This window comes from Variovorax paradoxus NBRC 15149, from assembly GCF_001591365.1.
Taxonomy (GTDB): Bacteria; Pseudomonadota; Gammaproteobacteria; order Burkholderiales; family Burkholderiaceae_C; genus Variovorax; species Variovorax paradoxus.
On the sequence record NZ_BCUT01000002.1, the window covers coordinates 1000037 to 1016867 of the forward strand.

16 protein-coding genes and 1 pseudogene are annotated in these 16831 nt (G+C 64.5%); 9 read left to right on the top strand and 8 right to left on the bottom strand.

Annotated features, from left to right (window positions below):
- Nucleotides 1-87: 87 nt before the first annotated feature.
- The 3 genes from VPA02S_RS32315 to VPA02S_RS19620 all read left to right on the top strand — a co-directional run bounded on the left by VPA02S_RS32315 (nt 88) and on the right by VPA02S_RS19620 (nt 2498).
- Complete coding sequence (locus VPA02S_RS32315) at nt 88-222, top strand: hypothetical protein (protein WP_015866257.1); 135 nt, start codon at nt 88-90, stop codon at nt 220-222.
- 197 nt (nt 223-419) lie between these two features.
- A complete protein-coding gene (locus tag VPA02S_RS19615) occupies nt 420-1292 on the top strand; it encodes a tyrosine-type recombinase/integrase (RefSeq protein WP_062365255.1) in 873 nt (290 codons plus the stop codon).
- Nucleotides 1293-1301: 9 nt separating this feature from the next.
- The gene (locus VPA02S_RS19620) at nt 1302-2498 is read left to right on the top strand and encodes an IS91 family transposase (protein ID WP_062365256.1); all 1197 of its coding nucleotides are present in this window, start codon (nt 1302-1304) and stop codon (nt 2496-2498) included.
- A gap of 566 nt (nt 2499-3064) precedes the next feature.
- Here VPA02S_RS19620 and VPA02S_RS19625 read toward each other — a convergent pair.
- Complete coding sequence (locus VPA02S_RS19625; RefSeq protein ID WP_155736605.1) at nt 3065-3436, bottom strand: hypothetical protein; 372 nt, start codon at nt 3434-3436, stop codon at nt 3065-3067.
- A gap of 150 nt (nt 3437-3586) precedes the next feature.
- Here VPA02S_RS19625 and VPA02S_RS19630 point away from each other — a divergent pair, with 150 nt between their 5' ends.
- Complete coding sequence (locus VPA02S_RS19630; RefSeq protein WP_244883655.1) at nt 3587-4390, top strand: type IV toxin-antitoxin system AbiEi family antitoxin domain-containing protein; 804 nt, start codon at nt 3587-3589, stop codon at nt 4388-4390.
- 56 nt (nt 4391-4446) lie between these two features.
- A complete protein-coding gene (locus tag VPA02S_RS19635) occupies nt 4447-5235 on the top strand; it encodes a nucleotidyl transferase AbiEii/AbiGii toxin family protein (RefSeq protein WP_244883657.1) in 789 nt (262 codons plus the stop codon).
- Between the two features lie 347 nt (nt 5236-5582).
- Here VPA02S_RS19635 and VPA02S_RS31805 read toward each other — a convergent pair whose 3' ends face one another.
- The 4 genes from VPA02S_RS31805 to VPA02S_RS19650 form a co-directional block, all read right to left on the bottom strand.
- Entirely contained in the window at nt 5583-5921 is a 339-nt protein-coding gene (locus tag VPA02S_RS31805; RefSeq protein WP_150106908.1) for a hypothetical protein, read from the bottom strand.
- Nucleotides 5922-6011: 90 nt separating this feature from the next.
- Nucleotides 6012-6434, bottom strand: coding sequence for a hypothetical protein (locus VPA02S_RS19640; RefSeq protein ID WP_015866261.1), 423 nt, complete (start codon nt 6432-6434; stop codon nt 6012-6014).
- Between the two features lie 412 nt (nt 6435-6846).
- A complete protein-coding gene (locus VPA02S_RS19645) occupies nt 6847-7374 on the bottom strand; it encodes a hypothetical protein (RefSeq protein ID WP_244883658.1) in 528 nt (175 codons plus the stop codon).
- A complete protein-coding gene (locus VPA02S_RS19650) occupies nt 7371-7919 on the bottom strand; it encodes a hypothetical protein (RefSeq protein ID WP_150106909.1) in 549 nt (182 codons plus the stop codon). Before VPA02S_RS19650 ends, VPA02S_RS19645 begins: the two co-directional genes overlap by 4 nt.
- Nucleotides 7920-8174: 255 nt before the next feature.
- Here VPA02S_RS19650 and VPA02S_RS19655 point away from each other — a divergent pair, with 255 nt between their 5' ends.
- From VPA02S_RS19655 to VPA02S_RS19670, 4 genes are all read left to right on the top strand, one after another.
- On the top strand, nt 8175-8429 hold the full coding sequence (locus VPA02S_RS19655; RefSeq protein ID WP_041945824.1) for a hypothetical protein: 255 nt from the start codon (nt 8175-8177) through the stop codon (nt 8427-8429).
- 1220 nt (nt 8430-9649) lie between these two features.
- On the top strand, nt 9650-10327 hold the full coding sequence (locus VPA02S_RS19660; protein ID WP_015866264.1) for a methyltransferase family protein: 678 nt from the start codon (nt 9650-9652) through the stop codon (nt 10325-10327).
- 272 nt (nt 10328-10599) lie between these two features.
- Nucleotides 10600-12393 carry a PQQ-dependent methanol/ethanol family dehydrogenase gene (locus tag VPA02S_RS19665; RefSeq protein WP_015866265.1) on the top strand — a complete coding sequence of 598 codons (1794 nt, stop codon included), beginning with the start codon at nt 10600-10602 and terminating at the stop codon, nt 12391-12393.
- Between the two features lie 10 nt (nt 12394-12403).
- Nucleotides 12404-12748 (top strand): high-potential iron-sulfur protein, encoded by a 345-nt coding sequence (locus VPA02S_RS19670; RefSeq protein ID WP_015866266.1) that lies wholly within the window; start codon nt 12404-12406, stop codon nt 12746-12748.
- Nucleotides 12749-12760: 12 nt separating this feature from the next.
- On the opposite strand, the pseudogene VPA02S_RS19675 reads toward VPA02S_RS19670, so the two are convergent.
- The 3 genes and pseudogenes from VPA02S_RS19675 to pqqB all read right to left on the bottom strand — a co-directional run bounded on the left by VPA02S_RS19675 (nt 12761) and on the right by pqqB (nt 16802).
- A pseudogene (locus VPA02S_RS19675) lies at nt 12761-13768 on the bottom strand (FAD:protein FMN transferase).
- Nucleotides 13765-15873 carry a 4Fe-4S binding protein gene (locus VPA02S_RS19680; RefSeq protein WP_062365259.1) on the bottom strand — a complete coding sequence of 703 codons (2109 nt, stop codon included), beginning with the start codon at nt 15871-15873 and terminating at the stop codon, nt 13765-13767. The pseudogene VPA02S_RS19675 and the gene VPA02S_RS19680 overlap by 4 nt, the downstream one beginning before the upstream one ends.
- A complete protein-coding gene (gene pqqB, locus VPA02S_RS19685) occupies nt 15870-16802 on the bottom strand; it encodes a pyrroloquinoline quinone biosynthesis protein PqqB (protein ID WP_015866270.1) in 933 nt (310 codons plus the stop codon). The genes VPA02S_RS19680 and pqqB overlap by 4 nt, the downstream gene beginning before the upstream one ends.
- Nucleotides 16803-16831 lie beyond the last annotated feature (29 nt).

Consider the following 16831-nt stretch of genomic DNA (forward strand, 5'->3'; position numbering starts at 1 on the left):
AGGAAATCGCCACCCTGGAAGCTGCCATCGAAGCTTGTGTGCAGGTCGGCCGAGCCGTGCCACCCCCCACAATATTCAGATGGCTTGATGACCAAAGGCTTCGATGCCCACTACAACCCCATTTCCGGCCGCGTGCAAAACAACGTGCGCTATCAAGGCGAGATGCTCGCTCTTTACGCGTTCAACAAATGCATGGTGGACAAGGGCATCTCCCTTGGGTAGCCGTGGGCTGTCGAGCGAGCGGTAGTTGCGGCTCGCCGTGCGGCTGCTTTGGAGCGCCGGGAATGTCTCGTTCGGGCCCGAGGACTAAACCGCTCGCGCGGTAGCCCGCCGCACAGTCTGTGATTTAACAAACATCGCGCCCCTGTCTATGTTGGGAACCGAGGCAATCGGCCTCGTTCTTCGACAGGAGCACGATCATGATCCCTTCGACACCGGTGGTTTCGCCACTGCGCCAGCGCTTGCTCGACGACATGCGCATGCGCAAGCTCGGCCCCCAGACGCAATCTGCGTACGTTCGAGCCGTGCGTTACCTCGCGAGCTTCCTCCAACGCTCCCCCGACACGGCCACTGCCGAGGATTTGCGACGCTTCCAGCTGCACCTGGTCGACCGGGGCGTCTCGCCGATCACGCTCAACGCCACCATCACCGGCCTGAAGTTCTTCTTCGGCGTCACGCTCCATCGCGGCGAACTGGTCGAGAGGATGAGCTACGTGCATGTGCCGCAGAAGCTGCCGGTGGTGCTCAGCCGTGACGAGGCCGCGCGCCTGATCGCGGCGGCCACCAACCCCAAGTACCACACGGCACTGTCCATCGCCTACGGCACCGGCCTGCGGGTCAGCGAGATCGTTGCGCTGAAGGTCGGCGACATCGACAGCCAGCGCATGACCCTGCGCGTCGAGCAGGGCAAGGGTCGCAAGGATCGCTATGCGATGCTCTCGCCGGTTCTTCTGGAGCGGCTGCGGGCCTGGTGGCGATATGCCAATGCGATGGGCAAGATGCTGCCCAGCGGTTGGCTGTTCCCCGGGCAGAACCCGGTCGATCCCTTGACCGCGCGCCAGCTCAACCGCGCGGTCCATGACGCCGCCGAAGCGGCCAAGATCGACAAGCGCGTCACCATGCATACGCTGCGCCACAGCTTCGCCACGCACCTGCTGGAGCAGAAGGTGGACATCCGCGTGATCCAGGTGATGCTCGGCCACAAGAAGCTGGAGACCACGTCGGTCTACACGCACGTGGCCACCGAAGTCCTGCGCGAGGTCGTCAGCCCGCTGGAGAAGCTGTCTGCGTAGGCCCTCTTCATGGCGCACTGCGCCCTGGAGGTCGCCGATATCTTCCGCACCCACGGCCCCGATTGGCGCAAGGCGCAGCGTGGTCACCTGAGCCTGGGTCAACTCAAGGTCATGTCGGCCATCGAGCAGTGCCGCAGCGCGGCGCTGGGAGGCCACGTGTTGCGTTGCGAAGGCTGCGGGCAGGATCAGATCGCCTACAACTCGTGCCGCAACCGACATTGCCCGAAGTGCCAAGCCAGTGCGGCGCAGCGCTGGCTCCAGGCGCGCCAGGCCGATCTGCTGCCCGTGGACTACTACCACGTCGTCTTCACCTTGCCGGCGCCGATCAGCGCCATCGCCTACTGCAACAAGGCCGAGATCTACGCCTTGCTGTTCGACACGGCCGCCCAGACCTTGTTGACCATCGCAGCCGATCCCAAGCACCTTGGCGCGAGCATCGGTGCGACCCTGGTGCTGCACACGTGGGGATCGGCACTGACGCACCACCCGCATGTGCACGGTATCGTGCCGGGCGGAGGTCTGTCGCCGGATGGCGGGCGCTGGATCGCCTGCAAGCCCGGCTTCTTCCTGTCCGTGCGGGTGCTGTCGCGCCTGTTCAGAAGGCGCTTCCTCGAAGCGCTCGGACAGCTGCATCGCGCGGGGCGCCTGCGGTTCTTCGGCGAGTTCGCCGCGCTGGCCGACGCGCGCGCCTTTGCGGCCTGGCTCGCGCCGCTGCGCAAGTGCGAATGGGTCGTCTACGCCAAACGACCGTTCGCCGGACCCGAAGCGGTGCTGGCCTACCTGTCTCGCTACACGCACCGCGTCGCCATCTCCAACAGCCGGCTTGTAGCGATGGACGAGCAAGGCGTCACCTTCCGCTGGAAGGACTATCGGGCCAAGGGCCGCACCCGGCGCAAGACGATGACGCTCGATGCCGATGAGTTCATGCGCCGCTTCCTTTTGCACGTCCTGCCGAGTGGCTTCCATCGCATCCGACACTACGGGCTTCTGGCCAACGGCAATCGCACGGCCAACCTGGTGCGCATCCGCGAACTACTGGGGCAAGAGGCTGACGCCGTCGCGCAGATCGCGAGCCTGGATGCCGAGCCTTGCCGTCCTCAACCGACCTTCGTCTGCATGCACTGCGGCGCTGCGATGATCGTCTTGCTGACGTTGGCTCGCGGGCAGCCGATCCGTGCGCCGCCACCACAGGTCCGGGCACCATGACAACGCAGCCGCTCAGCCAACCTTCGACCCTTCTTGCTCTCGGGCCGATGGGAGGAAGTCTGGTCTTCGAGTCCGGTGATGCCCTTCGTCGACCGTCCTGGCGTCGAGCGACGCGTACGACGGCCTGGATTTACTGCGCTTCGGCAACGCCATCGGAGGCGCCCCCGGGGCTCCGTATCGGAGCCAGATCGGGCCAAGCGTCCCGAATCCCCATAGGCCCGTAGCCTTCCCAGTCCGCAGCAGAGCATTCCGCGGTTTCCTCCTTAGAGGCTTGTCCAACACCCGCCCTCAGGCCGCTGTCGTGCGCGGGCTTGTGGTGTTGCACGGGCAGGTATCGGACAACCCTTAACCAAAGCCGAAGTACGAATCGCTCGAAAGCTGTCGTTCAATCCCGAGGCTTCATGCGGAATAGCGAGGAGCCCTGCATAGACGAACACGATGAAATCGACTGGACGGCAATCTCGACAAGTTCAGCCACATCACACCATCCAAGTGTTACTAGAGGCAGGAGACAACTTGACCCCTGCACCCTGGTGGGATGAGCACGAGAGCAGATTATCCGGAGCTCACGTCTTCACTTTTTTGTAAGGCCGCGCACTCACCAAACCAATGCCAAAGGCGTCAAACATCAAGTATTCGCCTCCGGGCACAAACCCGACACTCGTCCTCCCATCCTTGGTCGCGTAAACCGGCGGACTGAGGGCCAGAAAGAGCTTGGCATGCGTCACGCTCTCCGGCTCGTACCTGGTGCGAAGCCGGTTGGCCATCCAGACTTGCCAAACGCCGAGAGCGTTGCAATGGCGATTGAAGAGCCTCACTCCCCCATAAGCCTTGCCGCCTTCATCGTTTGGTTCATACCCAGGATCGCGATCATGCGCCTCAGGTTGTAAGCCAACACGTGCAAGCTCATTTCCATGTTCACGCGTGCGGTGACCCAAGGGTGCTCGACGTCCGGTGTGCAAGAACGTTTGCGTAAATATACAAAAAACGATAATATTCGCAAACGTTTTTGAACTCAGAGGCCTTACATTTTGGCCCCCACGCCCCCCACACAAGCTTTTCCCGTTGGGCAGGAAAGAAGCGCAGAGTTGCTGCGCAATCTGCAGTCGCAGGCTCGGTACCTGTTCCGCGAAGACGAGTTCGCCCGCCATACGGGCCGCGAACCGGGCGGCCCCGCGTCTCAGATGGCGCTGCAGCGCCTTTCCAGGGCGGGACGCATCGTATTGGCCCAGAAGAACGCGGCCCGCTGGCTCATCGTACCCCCGGAGCAAGCGCACTATGGCGCCCCACCAGTCGACTGGTGGCTGGATGACCTCATGCGCGACCAGGAACCAGCGTACTACCTGGCCCTTCTGAGCGCCGCACGCTTCTGGGGTTCGTCCCATTACGCCTATCAAGCCACTCAAGTCATGGTGAGCCGGCCGCGGCGGCCGCTTGCAGTGGGCAAGCTGCGTGTGGAATTCGTTGTCAAGAAGGCCTTGGGCGACACCCCCGTGGTTCACGAGCGGACCAAGATGGCGCGCATGCGCATCAGCACTCGTGAAGCCACCGTGCTTGACCTCATTCGACACCAAAACACTGTGGGCGGACTGGAGGCCGTCGCTCGGATTGCCCACGACCTCCTACCGAAGATGACGTCGGTCGGCGTGCGCGACGCTGTAAGGGCCTTGAACCAAGTGCCGGCCGGCCAGCGCTTCGGGTTCATGCTCGACCAGCTCGGAGGGGGGCGCTTGGCAGATACGGTCGCCAGCTGGCTGCATCAGCAGCGGCGCAGTGTGCAGCCGCTGGTCACGCCCCGAGATGACCAAGCCACCATGCACCTGGTCGACGGCAGATGGGCCATCGAGTACACGTCGAACCAGCACGAACTACTGAAGGAGATGCGAGGATGATCAGCGCGCAGGAACTAGCGCAGTGGCGGCCAGTGGCTCCGTGGAGCAGTGACCTCATGGTTGAACAGGACTACCTCATCAGCCAGGCCGTGGCCGCCATCTTCGAGGACAAGTTCTTGAAAGGCCAAGTCGCAATGCGCGGAGGCACGGTGCTTCACAAGGCGCACCTCGCACCGGCGAGCAGGTATTCGGAAGACATCGACTTGGTGCTGGTGGGCGACCGTCCGCCCGGCCACATCAAGAAGGCGCTCACGCGAGTTCTTAAGCCGCTTCTTGGTAATCCGGTCGAGTCGGTGATGACGGACATTCAGTTGACTGTTCGCAACCTGGTGGCCAAGTCAAAAATCATCCGCAGCACATACACCTACGACCCCACGAGTTCTGACGCGGCGCTCGCCCACCTCAAAGTCGAGGTCAACACCAACGAGAACAAGAGCTTCTTCCCTCTCGTGACCGTCAAAGTCCAGGTTCCCGGGCCCGGCGCGGCACGGCACATTGCCGTGGCGTCATACGACCTCGACGAGATGCTCGGCACAAAGCTGCGCGCGCTGCTCCAGCGTGAGCACGGTCGAGACCTGTTCGACATCGTCTGGGCGTGGGAGACGTCGCAACAGCCCCATGCGGTCTCCAAGGTGAACCCGGGCCGAGTCGGCGAAGCCTTCCGCTTCTATATGAGGCAGGAGGGCAGCACGTTCAGCGCTGCCAACATCGAAGCAGAGCTGGCGCGCCGAATGAAGTCGCGCAAGTTCTTGAGCGACATGGACGGCTACTTGGCACATGACAGGACATATTCGCCACAGAGCGCATATGAGCAGTTCTGCCAGGTGTTCCTGCCGCACCTCTGACCCGCGCTGCGCGACTGGATGTGATGCTCAAACCCCTGTGCAAGCATTTTGCGCATCAGAGCGTTCTGAAGCGTCGCCCCTCGAAGCACAGGAAATCGTCGTTCAACTACGTGGAAACCGTGACGGGCTCGGCCGACAACTTGAACCTCGAGCCGCAAGCCGGTCCCATCTGACCTGTCCCAGAACAGTCACATGCGAAAGCACGAACTGGCTCGGCACATGCCATCGCCAAGCATCGCCAAGGCGTCTCCGGGGAGAAGTGAATCGACGACGGTCGATGGTTCCAGACGTCGGCGCAGAAAAATTGAATGACTGTGACGAAGTTTCGCTTCTGGCCGCATTCCGAACTACGGGCGAGTTCGAGAGCTCGGGTGCGGCTCAACGCTGTCAAAGCATACTGTCAGTCCAGTCGACGAGGCAGGTAAGCCGTTGACCTCCTCGTCAACCTGCAGCAACACCCTCCAGTGCGGCATGTCAGAGAGCGAGCGCTGAACTGCTGCAACAAGCTCTGGCGTAATGAACGCGAGCCGCGACACACAAACCTTGTGGGATGTATCGCCATAGTCGTCGTCGACGATCCAGTAATCACCGTTGCCGTAGGCATCCTCTTCGCCAAACCGCGATAGCGTCGCGCCTAGGGAGCGATACAGCGTTTGCCATTCGTCTTCACGCGGGTCAGGCTTCATGCTCAACTTTCTGGGCGGAGGTCTGATTCTGGCCGACTGTATCTAACCATTCCACTCATCCCGATGTCTGCTTGTGGCCGCATCCTGCCTTCAGCCGTGGCGCAGCGATGCGACGCAGCGGCACTCAAAGGGCACGGCCTCGGTGAAGTTGCCAGACCAGAATACGTCGCAAAGCCCATCCCAGACCAGTTCGATGTGCTCAGCGTCCGCGCGACCGAACGCCAAGGTCGTGTCGTACACATCATGATGGCCGAACACGTACATCAATCCCAGTTCGGGATGAGGGTAGTCGGTATCCGATTTTCTCCTCCATGAAGTGCTCGCGCCTTCCAAGCTGCCACCGGGATGCGTCGTTAGCTGGAGGCCCTGGTGATACAGCCTAGGCGCCCAGAGCTCGCCATCGAATTCCTTCGGCGCCGTCTCAATCTCCACGCTCCACAGGCCATCGAATTGCTGAACCACAGCGGACGTGACGTCAAACCTTCGGTCTCGGAGACTGATGTAGCTGGTCATGCGGCTGGCTCGTGGGCGAAATTGGAGGTGCTGTTTGGATGTCTGGTATCGGCCGTAAGTTGCTCTGCCGGCACTGAGCCAGGAGCCATGCCTTGAGATCCGTCATCTCGCGCCAGACTTGGATCGAGTCTGCCTTGATTGCGAATGGCTCTGCGGATTCATCGAATGCCATCAGAACCTCAGTCAACCGCTCACGATGATCTGGTTCAAGCGCGTCCCAAAATGCTCTGCGGTCATCGCTCGAGTAGAGAAGCCGGAAGGTCTGCCCTCCAACCTCGGCCCATGTGTAGAGACCCTTCTGGTACCACTCCAGGAGAGATCGATAGTCATCGATTTTGTTCATGTTCCCCTTGAACTAGACACTGCTATGGAGCGGTTGCCCTGAACTTCCGCTGTTGGCCGTGTGCTGCCTTCATCGAACATATGCGGCAAGCTCCTCCACGAGCTTGTCTGCATCGTGCAGGCCATCCAGCATGAGCGGCGGCGCGCCCGCAAGAACCAATTTTATGGGCTCGAATTTTGACGACTGCTCGACCGACTGCAGTTGATCGAGTCTGATGCGTTGCTCACCGACTGCAGACCGGTAGACGAGCTGATGCGCGAGAACTTCGACTTCAATATGCCGCGCCGCCGCCACCTTGAGGACATGGAACTGATTGAGCTTCTGGTGGTAGACCGCGGCGACAACGAAAGCCGCGGCGCCGATGAGCGCCGCCAAGAGGCCGAATTGCCATATCGATATAGCGCAGATCGCGGAAGCAATCGCGTAGCCATAGAAAAGCTTTGAGTTCCGCTCGCTTTCCAAGCGGCTCAAATAGGCCGCACTCAACCGATAAATCACTTCATAACCCTCTTGACGACCTATCTTAGCCGTGCGCTTCCAGCGAAGAAGCTGGACAACCGTGACGGATGTCTGCTGTTGGCCGACTGTAGACGTCATTTTGTTGACGGTACGGCCAACGGATTCTGTCTCCGAAACTCTTCGAGGACGCAGTCCGGCGAGATTCCGTAGTTGCCCTTTGCATATGTGTCAACGAGGGTCAGCATGACAGTGTCGTTCCATCGCCGGAGGATGGGCCAAATTTCGTACTCCCTATTGCCCGCGATAGCGAGGTAGGACGTAGGCGTCGCCGGCTTTTCCAGTTTTGATTCCCCAAGCACTTTGGCGAGTTCTGGAAGCGGACCTTTGCAGTCGATGAGATAGCGGTGATAGAGCACCTCAAGATCGGCACGTTGAGCCGCCACCTCTCCCTCCGGTTGTGGCTGGGCACGCGCGATTGCCTGGAATGGGATGAGGTCGGCCGCGAGGCGACCGGACAAGTACCAAACGAATCCGTCATCGTAGGCAAGGCTGGGCTTCGGGTCGGCGTGCGCCGATAAGCCGAGGCACGCTGTCAGGATGAGTACTGCAGTTCGATGAAACATTTGATTCTTGATCGAGGTCAGCTTGAATGCGGCAATGCGATGGCTTGAGGGTGCTGGCAAATGTCCGATGTTGGCCGTAATAGACCTCTAGCGAAATAGGCCCATCTCGATCGCACAGGACGCAAACGGCACTTCCTGCCTCTTGGCGGATGCGAGATCGAAAATCTGAAACACCAAAGTGGTCGGGTCCGAAAAATTTGGCCGCGCGTTGGCAACCAGTCGCCCATCGACGGTTTGAAATAGCCCCAAGCTCGTTTCAAGCTCTATGAAGCGGCGAAGTGAGGGGGGTAGGCTGGACTTTTCTGCCTAAAGCAGTTGCTCGCCAACTACGTCTGTCGCGAGTTCTCGGGCAGAGCCATTTTTGCGTACGACAAACGCGGCACCGAAAGCGCGGTCGATCTCGGCTCGGATCTGAACACCGATTCGCGTGACCTCCGTCGACTTTCCTGCTCTACAAAGCGGCCGGCCCGCCGCCGCAACTTCGACGAAGCCTACGGTACAGATTGGTATGTGAATGCGGCCGCTTTCACCGAGGAGACGAGCCAGCTTTTGGACGTCTTCAGTGCCTAGAAGAACCGTCGGGGAAGGACAAGCTTCATCTGCTTGGGCTTTGACTGCTGAAAACAGCAACAGCCAAAGCATGCATAGAGCTGCAAAAGCTCGAACGCTAAAGTCTCTTCTTCGCGCAGTCATGAATTCAGTTCGGGACGACTGTCTGGTTCTGGCCGACTGTAGCCGCTGGCTCCCGGCGACTGCCATCGAGGAACGCCACAACTTTTTCGGCTAATGCAGGGTCAGAAGACCGTATCGCCAAGGTTGCGGGCTGGCCAGCGATTGGGTCAACAGTAACGGATTGCCCGGGCTCACCGCGAAGAGACAGCGTCAGTTCGGTCCACTCCTCGTCGTCTGGAGTTCGGCTGTTTCCGTCGGAGTCGATATTGCAGCCGGGTCCCCACAGATGCGCCGCGATTTTCCAGTACGCAGGACGACGCGCCGCGGCGCTGATATGCACAACGTGAGTTGACGAGGAGGGCTCTGAGGTCACGTCATCAATTTCCGGTTGTGGCCAAGACCTGCCGCAGCTGCTCCATTGGTCCCGAAGCGGATGCCACGGATTCATCCTAGGGTAAGCGAGCCCGCTCCCTTTTCAACAGCGGCAGGACAAGATGGAAGTTCGTTATTAAGTCGTCCTCCGACATCACAGGCAGCGGGAAGCGAATTTGAAAGACGCCCCAGCGTCCTTCGCACGGCCCTTCAATCGGTATGAGCGCCGGCCCATCGCTTTCCCAAGCAATCCCAACCTGCCAACCCGTGGGATCTGTGGCAAAAAGTCGCCGTTCAGCTTGGGCCAAGGGCCAGGCCAAGGGATGCCGATATAGCCTAGCGTCCAGCCGCTTTGAGCGGAATGAGGAATCGTGTTTTTCGCGTTATATGCATCGTTTCGCATGGCTCATCGAATATCCTCTAATTGGCGATAGCAGGTCTCAGCCTCCGGAAGCTTGATCTGTTGACGCGCGCTGTTGCCGGAGTTTGTTCAGTTCGCCTAGGTACGACCCCTTGACCTGTTGCAACTCGCCACTTGCCCCAAGCACGCCGGTTCGGGCGCCGTCCACGACAACTTGCAATCCCGGGGGCACAGCGAAGAACTTGACCAAGTCCGGACGGTCGACCCCAAGCTGACAGTGAGAGGCTTCTGACCACATCTTTCCGATCTCGTAGATGCATCAGCGTGCCATCGTACTTGAGCCGCCTGTTGCGCAATGGAACGCCGGACATACCATTCACTGTCTATGGATCCGCTCTACAAGAAAGTCATCGCGCAAGGGGTTGCGGGAATGGCCGTTCTCGTTGCCTTCATCTTCTTGCCCGCGGGCACGTGGCAATACTGGCAAGGCTGGCTCTTTGTCGCCGTCTTTTCTCTCTCGACCATCGGCTTCACTGTCCATCTTGCCCTTCATGACAGGCCGCTGCTCGAGCGCCGCATGAATGCCGGACCGCAGCATGAGAAAGAGTGGCCGCAGAAGATCATTGTGTCGCTCATCATCCTCGCGTTTTTCATCTTCATCATCCTGCCCGCACTCGATCATCGATTTGGCGTCTCGCCGGTTCCCGCCTACATGTCCCTTGCAGGGAACATCGTGATCGTGGCGTCCTTCCTCTTTATTTTCTGGGTGCTGAAGGTCAATAGTTATGCAGCAGCCAACATCAGCGTCGCGGGCGACCAGAAGGTGATCGACAGCGGCCCCTACGCCCATGTGCGTCATCCTATGTACGCTGGCGCGCTCTGGCTTTTCATCGGCATGCCGCTCGCACTTGGCTCGTGGCTCACGATCTGCCTCCTCCCGCTCGTCCTGCCGGTGCTGATCTGGCGACTTCTTGATGAGGAAAAGATCTTGCGCCGTGATCTTCCCGGCTACAACGAATACGCAAGCCGTGTGCGTCATCGCCTCATTCCCTATGTCTGGTAGGTAGCCGGGCGGCCTTGGCGCTCAATCGGCGGCCATTGCGCGGCCGGCGCCTTCCGGCGATTCACTGCGCCGTGATGCAACGGTTGCGCCCCGCGCGCTGTTCGACCTTGTAGCAATGCAGCGGGAAAACCCGCGCCCGGCGGCCCGGGCGATGCGCGCAAGAGCCCCTGGAAGCCCGCATCGCGCGTGGCATGGAGATTGCCCTTGACTCCCGTGAAGGCATGCCCGCATGGCACGCCCGAGCCGCTATCCACACCCACGAGGAGACATCCATGCAATTGAAGCTCTTGAACGCGCTCATGGCCATCGGCCTGGCCGCGGCCGGCGGCGCCGGCGCGCAAGTCACGGACAAGATGATCCAGTCCGAAGCCACGGCGAACGGCAACGTCCTGACCTGGGGGGTCAATACCCAGGGCCAGCGCTACTCGCCGCTGAAGCAGGTCAACACCGGCACCGTGTCCCGGCTCGCGCCGGCATGGGCCTTCTCCTTCGGCGGGGAGAAGCAGCGCGGCCAGGAGGCGCAGCCCGTGATCCACAAGGGCAAGATGTTCGTGACCGCCTCGTACTCGCGCATCTACGCGCTCGACGCCACCACCGGCAAGAAGCTGTGGAAGTACGAGCACCGCCTGCCCGAGGGCATCATGCCCTGCTGCGACGTGGTCAACCGCGGCGCGGCGCTGTACGACAACCTGGTGATCTTCGCCACGCTCGACGCGCAGCTGGTGGCGCTCGACCAGAACACCGGCGACGTGGTCTGGAAGGAGAAGATCGACGACTACGCGGCCGGCTACTCGGCCACCGCGGCGCCGATCATCGCCAACGGCCTGATCCTCACGGGCGTGTCGGGCGGCGAGTTCGGCATCGTCGGCCGCGTCGAGGCACGCGACGCCAGGACGGGCAGCATGGTGTGGTCGCGCCCCACGGTGGAAGGCCACATGGGCTACACCTACGACAACGACGGCAACAAGAAGGAGGCGGGCGTCTCGGGCACCGTCAACAAGAGCTGGCCGGGCGACCTCTGGAAGACCGGCGGCGCCGCCACCTGGCTGGGCGGCACCTTCGATCCCAAGACCGGGCTGGCCTACTTCGGCACCGGCAACCCGGCGCCGTGGAACAGCCACCTGCGCAAGGGCGACAACCTGTTCTCGTGCTCGACCGTGGCCATCGACGTGAAGACCGGCCAGATCAAGTGGCACTACCAGAACACGCCCAGCGACAGCTGGGACTTCGACGGCGTGAATGAGTTCGTCACCTTCGACATGGACGGCCGGCGCGTGGGCGGCAAGGCCGACCGCAACGGCTACTTCTACGTGAACGACGCCACCACCGGCCAGTTGCTCAACGCCTTCCCCTTCGTGAGGAAGACGACCTGGGCCAACGGCATCGACCTGAAGACCGGCCGCCCGAACTACGTGGCCGAGAACCGCCCGGGCGATCCCGTTGCAGGCGGCGACGGCAAGAAGGGCAGCTCGGTCTTCGCGGCGCCTGGCTTCCTGGGCGGCAAGAACCAGATGCCGATGGCCTACAGCCCCGACACCAAGATGTTCTACGTGCCCGCCAACGAATGGGGCATGGACATCTGGAACGAACCGGTGGCCTACAAGAAGGGCGCGGCCTACCTCGGCTCCGGCTTCACCATCAGGCCGCTCAACGAGGACTACATCGGCGCGCTGCGCGCGATCGATCCCAAGAGCGGCAAGATCGCATGGGAGATCAAGAACGGTGCGCCGCTGTGGGGCGGCGTGCTCACCACCGGGGGCAACCTGGTGTTCTGGGGCACGCCCGAGGGCTACCTGAAGGCGGCCGACGCCAAGACCGGCAAGGTGCTGTGGGAGTTCCAGACCGGCTCGGGCGTGGTCGCGCCGCCGGTCACCTGGCAGCAGGGCGGCGAGCAGTACGTGGCCGTGGTTTCGGGCTGGGGCGGCGCGGTGCCGCTGTGGGGCGGCGAGGTCGCCAAGAAGGTCAACCTGCTGGAGCAGGGCGGCATGGTCTGGGTCTTCAAGATCCCTTCCGCCGGCGGCGCGCGCACCGCCCGCGCGGGCGAGGCCCGCGTGGCGTCCAACTGAAGGAGGCGGCATGACGGATCGCAACAGCGAAGGGGGCCGCGGGGCCTCCCGCCGGGAGTTCGTCGGCCGCGCGGCCGGCGGCGCCTGCCTGCTGGCAGTGCTGCCGGTGCGCGTGCTGGCCGCGCCGCCGCGCGCCGAGGAAAGCGACGAGACGGCCGTGCAGTTGGGCTACAGGCACGACACGAAGAGCGTCGACAAGAAGAAGTACCCGCGCCATGCCGCCACGCAGGAGTGCGTGAACTGCGCGATGTGGCAGGGCACGCCCGCCGATGCCTGGGCGGGCTGCGCGATGTTCGGCCGCAAGCAGATCGCGGCCAAGGGCTGGTGCCAGGCCTGGGCGCCCAAGCCCGCCTGAGCGGCTCGGGCGCTACCGCATCGGCCGCCGGGCGGCCGGCTCGATTTGCAGGCCGGGCGTGGCCTCCCAGCGCCCGGCCTTGTCGACCCACAGCGCATCGACCTGCCACTGTCGCGCGACCTGCCGCGCCTGCGCGGGCCCGGCAACGAAGAACACCTTGGTGAGCGCATCGGCCAGTGCGCCGCTGGGCGCCGCCACCGTCACGGCCGACAGGGCCGGCGGCGAATAGCCGGTGTGCGGATCGACGATGTGGTGGTGCCGGCGGTCGGCGCTGAAGAAGGTCTGGCTGTCGGCCGAGGTGGCCACGCAGCGCCCGTCGGCCAGCAGCCGCGCGATCAGCGCGGATTCGGCCTGAGGGTCGGCGATGCCGAGCGACCAGGCCTGCGTGCCGCCCCGCAGCCCGAGCGGCGCGAACTCGCCGGCATCGACCAGCGCGTGCCGGATGCCGCACGCCGCCAGCGCCTACCGCACACGGTCCGCCGCATAGCCCTGCGCGATGCCGTTGAGCGTCACGGCCATGCCCGGCGCGTCGAAGCGCACCAGCCGGCGCCGCGCATCGAGCGCGCGCCAGTCGACCCGCGCGCGCGCCGCTGCCACTTCCCGCGCGTCCGGCAGGCGGCCTTCGCGCTGGGCGGCCGCGAAGGCCTCCCACAGCGGCTGCACCGTCACGTCGAAGGCGCCGCGGCTCTCGCGCGACACCTCGTGCGCGATGCGCAGCACCGCCAGCAGCTCTTCGGGCGGCGAGGCCAGCCGGCCCTCGCGGTTCAGCCGCGAGAGCGCGCTGGCGGGATCGAACAGGCTCATCTGCGCCTCGATGCGGCGCAGCAGCGCCACGCCCTCGTCCAGCGCACGTTCCACCACCGCCTCGTGCTCGTGCCCGGCCTGCAGGCTCAGCGTGGTGCCGAAGCCCAGCAGGTCGCGCCGGCCCCAGTGCAGCGCGGTGACGGCCGGCGCCAGGGCCGCGCCACCGGCCAGCGCGCCCAGGCCGAGCGACAGGCGCAGCAGCTGGCGCCGCTTCATGCCGCACCCCGGACGGCCGCCGCCGGCTGCACCGCAATCACCCGCTGGCGCCCGCGCGCGATCAGCGGCGCGCAGCGCTCGGTGCTGTCGTGGATGGCCACGCAGTCCAGGCACTGGAAGCACTCGCCGTAGACGATCGCGCCGTCGGGCTTGATGGCTTGGTACTCGCAGCGGTGCCGGCAGGTCTGGCAGGGCGTGCCGCATTCGGCGCGGCGCGGAATCCACTTCAGCAGCCGTGCATGCCCGAGCAGCTTGAGCCCCGCGCCCAGTGGGCACAGGTAGCGGCAGAAGCCCTTGTAGAGCACCAGGTTCAGCAGCACCAGGCCGCCCGCCCAGGCCACGAAGGGCCAGGCCCGCACGAAGTTCAGCGTGATCGCGGTCTTGAAGGGCTCGACTTCCACCGCCCGGTCGGTCCACGCGGGCGAGACGGCCGCCAGCACGAGGATGGCCGCCAGCACCACGTACTTGAGCCGCTTGAGCCGCGCATCGACATCGCGGTGCAGCCGCAGGCGCTTCTTGCCCAGGCCCGCGCGCCGCGCGATCTGCGCCGCGAGTTCCTGCAGCGCGCCGAAGGGGCAGAGCCAGCCGCAGAAGGTGCCGCGTCCCCACACCACCAGCGTGAGCGCGACGAAGGCCCACAGCGCCACGCTCATCGGGTCATACAGCAGGAAGCCCAGCGAGCGCCCGGCCGCCAGCGCCTGGATCGCGGCGGTGAGGTGGACGATCGAGAGCTGGCCCTGCGCGAACCAGCCGATGAAGACCAGCGTGAAGACCAGGTAGCCGGTGCGAAAACGCGCCAGCCGCGCGGGCGTGGCAACGATCCAGCGCGGCCGCGCCAGCACCAGCGCCAGCAGCGCCAGCGCGCCCGCGAGCACCGCCAGCTCCCAGGCGCGCGCATGCCACACGGCCTGCCAGCCCTTGGTGTCGTCCTGCGGCGCGATCACCTGGTCGGCCGGCAGCCGGTAGGGCAGGGCGAAGTCGCGGCTCACCCGCTCGCCGTAGAGCATGCCCTTCTCGCGCGTCACGCGCAGCGCAAAGTCCAGCGGCCGGGCCGGGTCCAGGCCCGCCGGCCCGATGACGCGGAAGACCTTGGCATCGGCATGGCGCAGCGCGGCCGGCAGCCGCAGCGGATCGTCCAGGTCGAGGTCGCGCAGCTCCAGCGGCAGCTCGCCCTGCCGGAGCGTCAGGCGGTCCGGCACGGCGCCGCGCACGAAGCTCTCGCCCACGAAGCTGTAGCGGCCGGTGGCGATCGCCAGCAGCGCATGGTCGCCTTCGTCGATGCGGCCGAGCAGGTGCTCCCAGCCCGCTTCGGACAGCAGGTTGCGGCCCACCGCCGGAACGTTCAGGTAGGCCAGGTACAGCTCGCTGAAGGTTTCGCCGGAAGCCGCGCCGGTGCCCTCCGCCTCCTCGACGCCCGTGCCCGCAAAGGCCTGTTCCACCTGGCCGCCCGAAAGCCGCACGCGCTGCACCAGCCCGGCCTGCAGCAGCGCGTCCCAGTCCATCGGCCGGAAGCCGTCGCGCCGCACGCGCGCCAGCAGGGCCGGGTCGCTGCCGGCGCCAAAGCCGAGCCGGGCGCGCGCCACTTGCAGTGCCGAAGCGAGCAGGCTCTGGTGGAGGATGCGTACCGACGCGGTGGCCTTGGCGACCCCGTCGATGTAGACGTTGGCGCTGCCGTGCTGCTCGCCGCGGTTGGCGTTGGAGCCGATCTTGATGTTCTGCCGCAGCGACAGCCCCTTGTACTGCTCGGCGAAGCGCAAGAGCGGCCCTTCGCCCAGCCCCTCGAGGAACACCGGCTCGTGGTGCGAGAGCACGCGCACGTCGAGGAACGCGCCCTTCGCATCCAGCGCCACCAGCAGGTTGATCGGCGTGCCCGAGAAGCCGGGGATCGGCGCCAGGTCGACCGACTCGAAGACGTAGCCCGCGAGCACCGGGCTGGTCATGTCTTGCTTGAAGATCGGCCAGACCGGCAGCTGCGCGTCCTTCTCGCCCACGGTCCACGGCGGCGGGAAATGCCGCTGCAGCGCGGCGCGCGTCATCACGCCCGCCTGCGCCGCCAGCGCCAGGCCCGTCAGCAGCAGTGCCGCCAGCAATCGCCGACCGGTCACAGCGTGATCTCCATCCCGTCGTAGGCCACCTCGATGCCATGGCCTTCGAGCAGCTGGCGCTGCGCGCTCGCGGCGTCGAGGATCGGGTTGCTGTTGTTGATGTGGGTCAGCACCTTGCGCCGCGCCGGCGTGGCCAGCAGCGCGTCCACCATGCCGGCGCGCGGGCCGCTGCCGGTCTGCGGCAGGTGGCCCATGTCGCTGGCGCTGCGGGTGCCCAGGCCGGCATGGCGCATCTCGTCCTCGGTCCAGAAGGTGCCGTCCAGCAGCAGGCAGTCGGCATCGTGCATCCAGCGCAGCTCCTCGGGGCCGACCTCGGCCAGGCCCGGCGCGTAGAAGAGGCGCTGGCCGCCCTGCAGGTCCTCGATCAGCAGCGCGATGTTGTCGCCCACGGTCTGCTCGCGGCGGTGCGGCGAATAGGGCGGCGCCTTGCCGGGAATGGCCACCGCGGTGAAGCGCAGCGAAGGAAAGCCGGCCACGCCGAAGTCGATGCGCGTCTGCGTGCCGGCCACCGCCAGCATGTGCCAGCGCGTGCCGCAGTAGTGCTCCAGCACGCCGAGCACGGGAAAGGAGGTGGTCAGGTCCTCGAACACGCAGGGCGTGGCATAGAGGTCGATGCGGGGCCCCTCGCGCAGCCCGAGCAGCCCGGCGACATGGTCGATCTGCGCATCCATCAGCACCACCGCCTTGATCGGCGTGTCGCGCAGGCCGTGGCGCGGATGCAGCTGGGGGTGGCTGCGGATCTGCTGGCCGATGTCGGGCGAGGCATTGAGCAGCACCCACGATTCGCCGTCGGCGGAAACGGCGACGGAGCTTTGCGTGCGCGCGCAGGCGTCGAGCACGCCCTGGCGCTGGCCCGCGCACAGCCGGCAGTTGCAGTTCCATTGCGGAAAACCGCCGCCCGCGCCGGAGCCGAGGACCAGGACTTTCATGAATCCTCGAACGCGGTGGCCGGCCGTTG

Excerpts from the sequence above, each read along its gene's own strand:
- VPA02S_RS19665 (WP_015866265.1), top strand. The coding sequence starts at position 10,600 with ATGCAATTGAAGCTCTTGAACGCGCTCATGGCCATCGGCCTGGCCGCG.
- pqqB (WP_015866270.1), bottom strand. The coding sequence starts at position 16,802 with ATGAAAGTCCTGGTCCTCGGCTCCGGCGCGGGCGGCGGTTTTCCGCAA.
- VPA02S_RS19660 (WP_015866264.1), top strand. The coding sequence starts at position 9,650 with ATGGATCCGCTCTACAAGAAAGTCATCGCGCAAGGGGTTGCGGGAATG.
- VPA02S_RS19635 (WP_244883657.1), top strand. The coding sequence starts at position 4,447 with ATGGTTGAACAGGACTACCTCATCAGCCAGGCCGTGGCCGCCATCTTC.
- VPA02S_RS19620 (WP_062365256.1), top strand. The coding sequence starts at position 1,302 with ATGGCGCACTGCGCCCTGGAGGTCGCCGATATCTTCCGCACCCACGGC.
- VPA02S_RS19670 (WP_015866266.1), top strand. The coding sequence starts at position 12,404 with ATGACGGATCGCAACAGCGAAGGGGGCCGCGGGGCCTCCCGCCGGGAG.
- VPA02S_RS19645 (WP_244883658.1), bottom strand. The coding sequence starts at position 7,374 with ATGACGTCTACAGTCGGCCAACAGCAGACATCCGTCACGGTTGTCCAG.
- VPA02S_RS19640 (WP_015866261.1), bottom strand. The coding sequence starts at position 6,434 with ATGACCAGCTACATCAGTCTCCGAGACCGAAGGTTTGACGTCACGTCC.
- VPA02S_RS31805 (WP_150106908.1), bottom strand. The coding sequence starts at position 5,921 with ATGAAGCCTGACCCGCGTGAAGACGAATGGCAAACGCTGTATCGCTCC.
- VPA02S_RS32315 (WP_015866257.1), top strand. The coding sequence starts at position 88 with ATGACCAAAGGCTTCGATGCCCACTACAACCCCATTTCCGGCCGCGTG.
- VPA02S_RS19615 (WP_062365255.1), top strand. The coding sequence starts at position 420 with ATGATCCCTTCGACACCGGTGGTTTCGCCACTGCGCCAGCGCTTGCTC.